8 protein-coding genes and 1 pseudogene are annotated in these 12,019 nt (G+C 66.6%); 8 read left to right on the forward strand and 1 reads right to left on the reverse strand.

Annotated features, from left to right (window positions below; translation table 11 throughout):
* Positions 1–2: 2 nt before the first annotated feature.
* The 4 genes from ABLE43_RS17980 (at position 3) to ABLE43_RS17995 (ending at position 5,511) form a co-directional block, all read left to right on the forward strand.
* On the forward strand, positions 3–2,564 hold the full coding sequence (locus ABLE43_RS17980; RefSeq protein WP_348979700.1) for a GcvT family protein: 2,562 nt from the start codon (positions 3–5) through the stop codon (positions 2,562–2,564).
* A 20-nt stretch (positions 2,565–2,584) separates the two neighbouring features.
* On the forward strand, positions 2,585–3,034 hold the full coding sequence (gene folB, locus ABLE43_RS17985) for a dihydroneopterin aldolase (RefSeq protein WP_348979701.1): 450 nt from the start codon (positions 2,585–2,587) through the stop codon (positions 3,032–3,034).
* 127 nt (positions 3,035–3,161) lie between these two features.
* Positions 3,162–4,409 carry an aromatic ring-hydroxylating oxygenase subunit alpha gene (locus ABLE43_RS17990; protein WP_348979702.1) on the forward strand — a complete coding sequence of 416 codons (1,248 nt, stop codon included), beginning with the start codon at positions 3,162–3,164 and terminating at the stop codon, positions 4,407–4,409.
* Between the two features lie 22 nt (positions 4,410–4,431).
* On the forward strand, positions 4,432–5,511 hold the full coding sequence (locus tag ABLE43_RS17995) for an FAD-binding oxidoreductase (RefSeq protein WP_348979703.1): 1,080 nt from the start codon (positions 4,432–4,434) through the stop codon (positions 5,509–5,511).
* Positions 5,512–5,575: 64 nt separating this feature from the next.
* On the opposite strand, the pseudogene ABLE43_RS18000 reads toward ABLE43_RS17995, so the two are convergent.
* Positions 5,576–5,752, reverse strand: a pseudogene (locus ABLE43_RS18000) (transposase); the annotation flags it as partial.
* A gap of 157 nt (positions 5,753–5,909) precedes the next feature.
* Between ABLE43_RS18000 and ABLE43_RS18005 the strand changes: the two are divergent.
* The 4 genes from ABLE43_RS18005 to ABLE43_RS18020 all read left to right on the forward strand — a co-directional run bounded on the left by ABLE43_RS18005 (position 5,910) and on the right by ABLE43_RS18020 (position 12,013).
* Complete coding sequence (locus tag ABLE43_RS18005; RefSeq protein ID WP_348979704.1) at positions 5,910–6,443, forward strand: RNA polymerase sigma factor; 534 nt, start codon at positions 5,910–5,912, stop codon at positions 6,441–6,443.
* A complete protein-coding gene (locus ABLE43_RS18010; protein ID WP_348979705.1) occupies positions 6,427–7,344 on the forward strand; it encodes a FecR family protein in 918 nt (305 codons plus the stop codon). Before ABLE43_RS18005 ends, ABLE43_RS18010 begins: the two co-directional genes overlap by 17 nt.
* An 87-nt stretch (positions 7,345–7,431) precedes the next feature.
* Positions 7,432–10,374: a TonB-dependent receptor gene (locus ABLE43_RS18015; RefSeq protein WP_348979706.1), complete on the forward strand. Its 2,943-nt coding sequence runs from the start codon at positions 7,432–7,434 to the stop codon at positions 10,372–10,374.
* A gap of 10 nt (positions 10,375–10,384) precedes the next feature.
* Entirely contained in the window at positions 10,385–12,013 is a 1,629-nt protein-coding gene (locus ABLE43_RS18020; RefSeq protein WP_348979707.1) for an FAD-dependent oxidoreductase, read from the forward strand.
* Positions 12,014–12,019: the final 6 nt, after the last annotated feature.

The raw sequence follows: 12,019 nt of genomic DNA on the forward strand, positions 1-12,019 counted from the left end.
AGATGGCTGCGCTTCCCGAAAAGGCCCGTGTCGTGATCGTCGGCGTCGGCGGCATCGTCGGCGCATCGATCGTCCACCATCTGGTCGAGCGCGGCTGGACCGATATCGTCGGCATCGACAAGTCGGGCGTGCCGACCGACATCGGCTCGACCGCGCACGCCTCCGACTTCTGCTACGCGACCAGCCATGACTATCTGACGACGTGGACGACGCTCTACTCGATGGATTTCTTCGAGAAGATGGGTCACTATTCGCGGATCGGCGGCCTCGAGGTCGCGCGGGTCGGCGACGACCAGCGGATGGACGAGATCCGCCGCAAGGTGGCTTCGGGCAAGGCGTTCGGCACCCGCGCGGAGCTGATCGATCCGGCGGGGATCAAGGCGAAATTCCCGCTGATCGAGGAAAGCCTGGTACAGGGCGGGCTTTGGGATCCCGATGCGGGCCTCGTCGTGCCGCGGTCGCAGACGGTGGCGGGCAAGCTGATCGACCAGGCGGTCGATGCGGGCGCGCTGACCGTGTTCGCCAACAACCAGGCCGAATCGCTGATCATCGAGGACGGGCGGATCAAGGGCGTGGTGACGACGCGCGGCACGATCATGGCCGATTACGTCGTGGTCTGTACCGGCCTGTGGGGGCGGTTGATCGCCGAAATGGCGGGCGAGGACCTGCCGGTGTTCCCGGTCGACCATCCGCTGACCTTCTTCGGACCGTACAACGAGTTCGAGGGCACGGGTAAGGACATCGGCTATCCGCTGCTGCGCGACCAGGGCAATTCGGCCTATATGCGCGACACCGGCGATCCGAAGACGACCGAGGGCGGCCAGATCGAATGGGGCTATTACGAGGAGCACGCCCCGCGCCTCGTCCATCCGCGCGACCTGCTGGAAAAGGAGGAGGCGCGTCTCTCGCCCTCGCAGCGCGACCTCGAGATGGAGCAGGTGATCGAGCCGCTCGAGCGGGCGATGGAGCTGACGCCGATCCTCGCCGAGCTGGGCTATAACGAGAGCCATTCGTTCAACGGCCTGCTCCAGACCACTACCGACGGCGGGCCGTCGATCGGCGAGAGCCGCAAGGCGCGCGGGCTGTGGTATGCGGTCGGCATCTGGGTGAAGGACGGCCCCGGCATGGGCAAGCTGGTCGCCGACTGGATGACCGACGGGCGCACCGCGATCGACCATGCCAGCATCGATTATGCGCGCTTCGCCGACTATCAGCTCGAGGAGAAGTTCATCGAGGAACGCTGCCTCGAGACCGCCGCCAAGATCTACAACCCGCCGGTCCACCCGCGCGAGCCGTTCGCGGGCGGTCGCGGCATCCGCCGCTCGCCCTTCTGGGAGCGGGAAAAGGAACTGGGCGGCTATTTCATGGAACTGGGCGGCTGGGAGCGCGCGCACGGCTATGCCGCGAACGAGCATCTGCTGGAGAAATACGCCGATCAGGTGCCGGTGCGCGAGAACGAGTGGGACAATCGCCATTTCTGGCGCGTGTCGAACGCCGAGCAGCTCGAACTCAGCGCCGATTGCGGGCTCATCAACCTGTCGCACTTCCACATCACCGACATTGAGGGCCCGGACCATGTCGCGCTGATGGAGTGGCTGTGCGCGGCGAAGGTCGGCGGCGATGCGCAGGTCGGGAAGGGCATCTACACCCACTTCCTCGACGACGAGGGCAATGTCCGTGCCGACTTCACCGTCTTCCGCCTCGCCGATCGCTGCCGGCTGGTGAACGGTGCCGATGCGGGCCCGCGCGACGTCCAGTACATGCGCCGCGTGGCGCAGGACCGCGGGCTGGACGTGACCGTGACGGACGTGACCGAGCAATATGTCACCGTCGGCATCTGGGGCCCGAACGCGCGCGTCAATTTGCAGAAGGTGGTCGAGGACCCGGAGGCGCTGTCGCTGGAGAACTTCCCGTTCGCAGCGGTGCGGCCGGTCCGCATCGCGGGCAGGGACGTGATGGCGTTCCGCATCTCCTATGTCGGCGAGCAGGGCTGGGAACTGCACATGGCCTATGATGACGGCCTCGCGGTGTGGGACGCGCTGCGCTCGACCGGCGTCATCGCGGTCGGCATCGAAACCTACGCCAATTCCCGGCGCATGGAGAAGAGCCTGCGCCTGCAGAACGCCGATCTGCTGACGCATTACAACCTGCTGGAGGCCGATCTGGCGCGACCCAAGGCCAAGGAGGCGGACTTCCGCGGCAAGGCCCGGCATCTGGAGCATCGCGCCCGCGCGCATCAGCCGGCCAAGCTCTGCACGCTGGTGATGACCGACAATGTCGATGCCAGGGGGGTGAAGCGCTATCCGGTCGGCATCCTGCCGGTCATCGATCCCGAAACGGGCGAGGTGCCGGTCGACGAACTGGGGCGGCGTTCCTACACCAGCTCGATCGCCTATGGTCCGTCGATCGGCAGGAATATCGCGCTCGCCTATCTGCCCTGGGCCTTGTGTCAGGAGGGGCGAAAGCTGGAGGTGGAATATTTCGGCGAGCGTTACCCGGTCGAGGTCGCGTCGGTAGGCTACCGGCCGCTCTACGACCCGGAAAACCGCAAGCCGAAGAGCTGACCGGTCGCCGGTCCCGCATCGTGCGCTATCTCATCCGCCTGAAGAACTGCTCCTTCTTCGCGCATCACGGCGTGTTCGACGAAGAGGGGACACTCGGCCAGCGCTTCCATATCGACGCCGAAGTGCTGGTCGATGCGGCCATGGCGCATGATGGTCGGGCGATCGTCGGGACGGTCGATTACGGCGAGATCTTCGCCGAGATCGAGCGGGTGGTGCGCGGCCGGCGACGGTTGCTGATCGAGGCGCTCGCGCTGGAGATCGCGCGGGGACTGTGCGAGCGGTTCACCGGCGTCGCGCGTGCCCGCATCACGCTGCGCAAGCCGAGCGTACCGATCAACGGCATCCTCGATCATGTCGAGGTCGAGGTTGCGTGGCCGGCGGCGGACGGGGACGGCGCGGGGGCAGTCGGCGTGTCGCGATCCGCGGTCGGCGATGACGCAATCATACTATTGACGCCGGACCGACTCTGAATAGCCTCCACGGTCATCGGCACCGGTGGATGTGCGGGGAATAGCGGCGCGAGAGGAACAGGTTTGACGTCCGCCGGACTGGTGTCCGGCGGGGCGTTGGTTGCATTGGGGAAGGGAAGGGTAGGAAATGAACGTCCGAAGCGAGATGCTGAGCCTGATCCGTCATCGCAAGGACGGGTATTCCTTGCCGCAACCCTTCTATGTCGATCAGGCGTTCTTCGACGTCGATCTCGATCTGATCTGGTATCGCGACTGGCTGTTCGCGGGGCACGACTGCGAACTGCTCAAGCCGGGCAGCTATTTCACGCTGCAGGTCGGTGCCTATCCGATCGTCGTGCTGCGCGATCGCGACGGCACCATCCGGGCCTTCCACAACAGCTGCCGCCATCGCGGCAGCCGCGTGTGCAATGCGGAACGCGGCACCGTCGCCAAGCTGGTCTGCCCCTATCACCAATGGACCTATAACCTCGACGGCTTGCTCGCCTTCGCGCGGCAGATGGGGGAGGGGTTCGATTCGAGCCAGCATTCGCTGAAGCCGGTCGCGTGCGAGAGCGTCGCGGGATACATCTTCGTCTGCCTCGCCGACGAGCCGCCCGCCTTCGCCCCGTTCAGCGACCTGATGCGGCCCTATTTCGCGCCCCACAACCTGTCCGATGCGAAGATCGCCTTCCAGTCGACGATCGTCGAGAAGGGCAACTGGAAGCTCGTCTGGGAAAACAATCGCGAATGCTACCACTGTGCGGGTAGCCATCCCGAACTCTGCAAGACCTATTCGGAATCGCCCAACGTCACCGGCGTCGCCGGCGGGGCGGAGGATCCGGAGATGGCGGAACATTGGGCGCGGTGCGAGGCCGCCGGGCTGCCCGCGCAGTTCCGCATGCACGACAGCGGCCAGTTCCGCGCGATCCGCGCACCGCTGCTGCGCGAGGCGGAAAGCTATACGATGAACGGCCGCCGTGCGGTCGCGCGCGGCCTGTCCGATACGGTCGATGCACAGCGGATCGGCGCGCTGATGCTGTTCAACTATCCGACGACCTGGAACCATGTGCTGATCGATCATGCGGTGACGTTCCGGGTGATGCCGATCGGCCCGAACGAGACCGCGGTGACGACGAAGTGGCTGGTCCACAAGGATGCGGTCGAGGGGGTCGATTATGATCTCGACACGCTGACGCATGTCTGGACGCAGACCAACGACCAGGACCGCCGCATCGTCGAGGAGAATGCGCTCGGCATCCGCTCCCCCGCCTATGAACCCGGTCCCTATTCGGAGCTGCACGAGGGCGGGGTGATCCAGTTCGTCGACTGGTACGCGCGCACGATCGAGTCCCGGCTGGACGGCGCGGGCGTCGAGCGTATCCGGCGGGTCGCGTGATCCCTTGGGCGCGGAGCAGGCGATGACGGGCGGCTACCGCCACCTCGACGAGATGTCGCCGTGGAGCGACCGGCTCCACCATCTGGAAGTGACCGGCATCATCGACGAGGCGCCGGGGGTGAAGACCTTCACCTTCCGCTCGGATCGGGACCGCTGGTTCCGCTATCGTCCCGGCCAGTTCGTGACGCTGGAATTGCCGGCGGAGGGCGGCCCGCTGCTGCGGACCTATACCCTGTCGTCCTCGCCGTCGCGTCCCTGTTCGATCGCGGTGACGGTGAAGGCGCAGGCGGACAGCGTCGGCACGCGCTGGATGTTCGAGCATCTGCGTCCCGGCGCGCGGCTGCGGGCCTATGGCCCGACGGGGCATTTCACCCATGTCGCGCATCCGGCCGCGCGTTACCTGTTCGTATCTGCGGGATCGGGCATCACGCCGATGATGGCGATGCTGCGCTGGATGGCCGATTGCGCGCCGGGCAGCGACGTCGCGTTCGTCACGGTCGCAAGGCGGCCGCAGGACATCATCTTCCGCCGCGAACTGGAACTGCTCGACCGGCAGATGCCGAACCTGTCGCTCGCGATGGTCGTCCGCGACAAGCCGGTCGGCGAAACGTGGAGCGGGCATCGCGGTCGCCTCGACGCCGCGCGCCTCGCCGCGCTCGTGCCGGACCTGACGACGCGCGAGATCTTCTGCTGCGGCCCCGATGCGTTCATGGCGTTGGTAGGCGACATCGTTCGCGATGCCGGGGCGGACATGGCCCGCTACCATCAGGAAAGCTTCGGTGAGGCGCCGACCAACGCGCCGAGCGAGCAGGTGCCCCCCATCGAGCCCGCTACGGATGCGGCGGTGACGATCACCTTCGCCGCCTCCGGGGTCACCGCGACCTGCGAACCCGGCCAGACCGTGCTCCAGACCGCACGCCAGGCGGGCGTGCGGATCCCCGCCGCCTGCGAATCGGGGCTGTGCGGCACCTGCAAGGTCATGAAGCAATCCGGCGAAGTCCGCATGGAGCACAACGGCGGAATCCTCGACGACGAGATCGACGAAGGGTATATTCTGGCCTGTTGTTCCCGGCCGGATCGCGATCTCAGCGTCGACGCCTAGCTGTTTGCTCCGGGGTTTTGATGGTGGATCAACGGCGTGAGACTTGGCTGTAGTGCCGAATTGATCATTTCGGCCATAGCATGATGCTGGCGAGCTTGTCGTAGCGTTTGGCAATGCGTCGCCATTGTTTGAGGCGTGCGAAGACGCTCTCGATGCCCAAGCGCTGCTTGTAGGCGATGCGGTCATATCGATGCTGGTAGGTGCGATGGCGACGGGGCGGTAGGACCGGCTCGCCGCGCTGGCGGGCAGGCCTTGAATCATATCACGCGACCGAACGGAATCCCTGGATCGGCACTACGGCCTGGAAAAGATCGACGGCCTGACGGAAATGTCATGCAGGCGCCTCGTTAGGGCGAGAGAGGAGAAGGACCACGGAACGCGGCGCACTGGCGGAATGGGTGGGGCGTGAAATCCTGCCGCATGAGCGCGACCTGCGAGTGTGGCTGCAACGCCGGCTCGTGGCCGGTGAAGACGTGGAGGACATCGTGCAGGAATGCTATTGCCGCCTGGCGCAGTTGCCCGACGTCGCGCATATCGACGCACCCCGGGCGTATCTCTTCACCATGGCCCGCAACCTTCTCCATCGGCAGCGTCGCAACGCGCGGGTCGTGCGGATCGAACCGATCGACGGTCCCGAGGCCATGGACATCGCGACGGACCTGCCGTCGCCCGAGCAGACGGCGGGTACGCGGCGTGAACTGGAGCGGGTCCGTACCGCGCTGGCCGTGCTGTCCGAACGGTCACGGCGCATCTTCCTGATGCGACGGGTCGAGGGTCTCAGCCAGAAGGAGATCGCCGCCACGCTCGGCGTGACGGAAGCGGTCGTCGAGAATGAGGCGAGCCGCAGCCTCCGGGCCATCCTGCGCATGATGACCGAAACGGAGCGGCGTGCGCCCGACCGCGAAAGGGAAGCGCATGCACGATCCCGTTGAAGAGGCGGCGCTGCGATGGGCCTTGCGTCATCCGCTGGATCGTGCGGGACAGATCGCGCTCGACGGCTGGCTGGCCGAAGACCCGCGCCGCCATGGCGCCCTGCTGCGCGCCATGGCGGCGCTGAGCGTCGTCGAGCGGGCCGTGGAGCCGGACGGGTACGAAACGCCCGCACGCATTCCCCGACGGCGGTTTCTGGCCGGATCGGCAGGCGCGATGGCCGCCGGCATCGCCGGGATGGTCGGATGGCACGCCACGACCGGCGAAACGGTCACGACGGCACGGGGCGAGGTCCGGCGGTTGCCGTTGGCGGACGGGTCGATCGCGGCGATCGACACGGACAGCGCCCTGCGTGTCGATTTCGGCGAGACGCGGCTGGTATCGCTGGATCGTGGCCAGGCGTGGTTCAAGGTTGCCAAGGACGCCAGGCGGCCGTTCGTCGTCGATGCCGGCATCGCCCAGGCGCGCGCGATCGGCACGGCCTTTTCGGTCGACCGGGGCGGGGACGGCGTGCGGATCGCCGTGACCGAAGGCACCGTGGCCGTCTGGCCGCAGAGCGGTGGCGGGACGCTGACGCTGCTGAATGCGGGGGACTACGCCTATTTCCCGCGTGGGGCGATGGTCCCGCAAACGGGCACGGCCCCGGCTCGCATCGAACGGACGCTGGCGTGGCGCAACGGCGAGATCGCGCTGGAGAATGACACGCTGGCGTTCGCCGTCGCGCAGTTCAACCGCTATAACCGCCAGCAACTCGTGATCGTCGATCGCGAGCTGGACCGGGAACGGTTGATCGGTCTGTTCCAGATCGATCGTCCGGGCGACTTCGCGGCGACGCTGGCGGCGTCGTTCAACGTGACGGTAACGACGACCCCGGACGAAATCAGGCTGTCGCAGAAAAAATAATGGCCCGGTGCTGACGGAAAGCGGCGCCATCCCCCCTCATAGCAAGCAAGCGGGGCACAACAAGGACGGCGCCGCAGAGGGGGGATCATGATCGGTTTTGCGCGTTCCTGCTTGCTGGGCACTTCGGCGGCAGCCTGTCTGTTGATGGCGGGTGGCGAGGCATCGGCACAGACACGCCGGTTCGATGTAGCGGCCCAGCCCGCGCGCAGCGGCATCCCGCTGTTCGCGCATCAGGCCGGCATCCAGATTCTGGTGTCCGCCGCGCTTGCGGACAAGGTGCAGGTCAACCGCGTGCAGGGATCGCACGATGTCGACGCGGCGCTCCGCATGCTGCTCGCGGGGACCGGACTGGAGGCGGTGCGCGCGCAGGGCGCGTTCATCGTGCGCCGTCATCAGCGTATCGCCCAGGCCGCGGCGATGCCCGCGGCGGTCCGGCAGCCCGATGCCGTGGCGCAGGAAGCGCCGCCACAGCCGCCGGCAGCGGCGCCGGTGGAGGAGCCCGCCGAGGACATCGTCGTCACCGGCATCCGCGCGTCGCTCCAGCAATCGCTGCAGGCCAAGCGCGCCGCCGGCAACATCGTCGACGTCATCACCGCGCAGGACATCGGCCGCCTGCCCGACCAGAACGTCGCGGAATCGATGAGCCGGATCACCGGCGTGCAGATCACCCGCAGTCAGGGCGAGGGATCGAACTTCACCGTGCGCGGCATTTCGCAGAACCGGCTGGAGATCAACGGACGGACGTTCCTGGGTCCGGCGGCGGGCGGCAACGCCTCGCTGGAATCGCTCAGTCCCGAGGTGATTTCGAGCATCGTCGTCGCCAAATCGCCCAGCGCCGACATGCCCGAAGGCGCGCTGGGGGCGACGGTCAACCTCAAGACCAAGCGCCCGCTCGACCTGAAGGGCCTGGTGGTGAGCGGCCGTGCGCAAGGCATCTATACCGATCAGGCGGACAAGCTCGGCTACCGCGGATCGGCATTGGTCTCGGCCCCGCTCACCGACACGCTGGGCGTGCTGGGCACCGTCGCCTATAATCGCATCGACACGCGCGGCTATACGTTCGATACCGGCGGCTGGACGCGGACCAACAATATCGATGCGAACGGCGACGGCGTGCGCGATCCGGGGCTGGTGCGCCCCAACCGGCTGCAGGCCAAGATCGAACAGCGCGAACAGAAGCGCCTGACCTTCAACGGCGCGCTCCAGTATCGCCCCACCGATCGCTGGAACATCGTCCTCGACGCCACCTACACCAAGCTGGACGAGGATCGCACGCCGATCCACACGCAGATCCTGCTGAACGACAACGTCACCGGTGCGACCGTCAGCGAGCAGGGAACGGTCACCGGCGGCACGTACAGCGGCGTGACCGTGCGACCGCTGATCTACAATGCGCCCAGCTCGCTGGAATCGACCAACGTCGGCTTTTCGACCAGCTATCGCGGCCCCGTGGTGGAGGTGTCGACCGACGCATCGTACAGCAAGGGTAGCTCCTCGCCGGCGGCGGGCAGCTCGCTCACCTACATCATGGTGCAGCGCGCCGGCAACGTCGCGAACGCGGCGACGGATTTCAACGCCGGGCGCAACGTGCCGCGCGTCGACCTGACGGGCAACTTCGATACGCAGGACATCAACCGGTATCGGCTGACCGCGTTGTTCGACGGAGCGATCCTGATCGACAACGAGGGGTATGATGGTCGCGTCGACTTCAAGATCCATACCAACTTCGGCCCGCTCAGCTCGATCGAACTCGGATCGCGGTTCGAGCATCTGTCCTTCTATTCGGAAGCGCCGCAGAACGTCCCGTCCGCCGCGAGCGTGCTGTCGCGCGCCGACCGCAACGGCGACGGTATTCTGACCGTCGATGAATTGCCGGGCGTCGCATATTCCGGCACCGCCCCCTTCTTCCCCGGCGTCGCGACCGGTTCGCTGGGCGGGGTGCTGAACGGTTTCGTCGATCCGGTCGCGGTCCGCAGCGCCCTGGGCCTGCCGACCCCGGCGGCGGACACCATTGCGCTGGGGCGGGTTTCGATCAAGAACGTGCAGCAGGATACGCTGGCCTTATATGCCAAGGCCAATGTCGACACGAGCATCGGCACCATGCCGTTCAACGGCAATGTCGGCGTCCGCTACCTGTCGCAGGAACGGCTGTCGTCGGGCTTCCTGTCCGATACGCAGTCGGCGTCCCTGAAGCCCACGTTCGATTTCTGGCTGCCGAGCGCCAATGCCGCGCTGCTGATCACGGACGAACTGACGTTCCGCGTCGCCGCGGCCAAGGTGGTCGCCCGTCCGGGGCTGAACGACGTCGGCATCAGCTTCATCCCGCTGCTGGTGTCGCGCACCGGCAATCGCGGCAACCCCAACCTGCGTCCGTTTGAAGCGACGCAATACGACGCATCGCTGGAATGGTATTTCGCGCCGTCCAGCGCGATCACGGCCGCCGCCTTCTACAAGAACGTCGATTCCTTCACGATCAACGTCACGCAGGAAGAATTCGTCCCCGGACTGTCCGAAACCTACGGCACGTTCCAGATCACGCAGCCGGTCAACGGATCGGCGGGCAAGATCAAGGGGTTTGAACTGTCGTACCAGCAGTCGCTGCGGTTCCTGCCGGGGCTGCTGCGCAATCTGGGCGTGCAGGCGAACTATACCTTTGTCGACAGTTCCACCCCCTTGATCGACGAGGCGACGTCGCGCGCGCTGGCGCTGCCCGGCCTGTCGAAGCACAGCTATAACCTGATCGGCTTCTACGAAGACGATACGGTATCGCTGCGGGCGGCCTATGTATATCGCAACGGCTATCTGGTCGGACAGGGCAGTGCGGCCGCCGGCGGCAGCTCCTATGCCGACGGGCGTGGGCAGCTCGACGTCTCGGCCCAGATCAACCTCACGAAGAACTGGCGGCTTCTGCTGGAGGCGTTGAACGTCACCAAGTCGGTCGAGCGGCAGTATCTGCAGGAATCGGAGCGCCTCCTGTTCAGTACGCGGGAGGATCGCCGGATCTTCTTCGGCATCGCGGCGACCTTCTGAGGAGATGACGATGATCCGTGCTGCCATGCTCTTCGCCGCGGCGTCGTCGGTGGCGTCTGCGACGTCCGCCCGCCCCGCGGTTTCGCCGCCCGCCGACATCGTCGTGTACGGCTGCACCGCAGGCGGGGTGATCGCCGCGGTGGAGGCGCGGCGGCTGGGACGATCGGTCACGCTGGTGTGCCGCGACGGCTATCTGGGCGGGATGACGACCAACGGCCTCAGCTGGTCCGACACCGGCAATCACCGCGCGATCGGCGGCCTTGCGCTCGACTTCTATCGCCGGATCAAGCTGCACTACGACGATCCGGCCGCATGGAACCACGCGCCGCGTCCGGTGCGTGCCGAGAATTTCGTCGATGACGGCGCGATGTGGCAGTTCGAACCCAAGGTAGCGGAACGCATCCTCGAAGACTGGGCGCGCGATTCCGGCGTCACGGTGGTGCGCGATCAGCCGCTCGACCGAAGCGCGCGCGGGGTCGAGAAGGCAGGCGCACGGATCGTCGCGTTCCGCTCGACGCAGGGCCGCCGCTTTGCCGGGCGCGTCTTCATCGACGCCAGCTACGAAGGCGACCTGATGGCGGCGGCCGGGGTGTCCTACACTACCGGCCGCGAAGCCAATGCGACCTATGGCGAAACGCTGAACGGCGTGCAGGTCCGCAACTCCACCAACCACCAGTTCACGCTCGACATCGATCCCTGGCGCGTGCCGGGCGATCCTGCCAGCGGCCTGCTGCCGCGGATCAGTCCGGCGCCGGTCGCGGCGGACGGTACGGGGGACAGGAAGATCCAGGCGTACACCTATCGCCTGTGCCTGACCGACGTCGCCGCCAACCGCCTGCCGCTGCCGAAGCCCGAAGGGTATGACGCCGGGCAATATGCGCTGCTGAAGCGGTACATGGACGCGGGCTATCGCAACTTCTTCCAGAAGTTCGACCGGATCCCCAACGGCAAGGCCGACGTGAACAATTTCGGTGCCTTCTCGATGGATAATATCGGGATGAATTACCGCTATCCCGACGGCAGCGATGCGGAGCGGGCGGCGATCGCGCTCGAGCATCGGCGCTACCAGCAGGGCATCCTGTGGTTCATGGCCAACGATCCCGGCGTGCCGGCGGAGACTCGCGCGGAAATGTCGCGCTGGGGCCTGTGCCGGGACGAATTCGTCGCCACCGGCGGCTGGCCGCGCGAGATGTACGTGCGCGAGGCCCGGCGCATGGTGTCGGACTTCGTCATGGCCGAACCGCATGTGCGCGGCGCGAAGCCGACGCCGCGCCCGGTCGGCATGGGGTCGTACCAGATGGATTCGCACAATGTGCAGCGCGTGGTCGACGCGCGCGGCTTCGCCCGCAACGAAGGCAATATCGAGGTGCCGGTCGAGCGTGCCTATCCGATCGGCTATGACGCGATCGTGCCGCGACGCGGACAGGCGGCGAACCTGCTGGTGCCGGTCGCGCTGTCCGCCTCGCACATCGCCTATGGCACGATCCGGATGGAACCGGTCTTCATGATCCTCGGCCAGTCGGCCGCGGCGGCGGCCGACCTCGCGATCCGCCGCCGGGTCGCGGTGCAGGACGTGCCCTATGCCGAACTGCGCGCGCGGCTGGACGCGGAAAAGCAGGTACTGGCCCTCGATCACTGATGCGAA

Origin of the sequence: Sphingomonas silueang (assembly GCF_040049155.1) — a bacterium.
In the GTDB taxonomy this organism is placed as follows: Bacteria; Pseudomonadota; Alphaproteobacteria; order Sphingomonadales; family Sphingomonadaceae; genus Sphingomonas; species Sphingomonas silueang.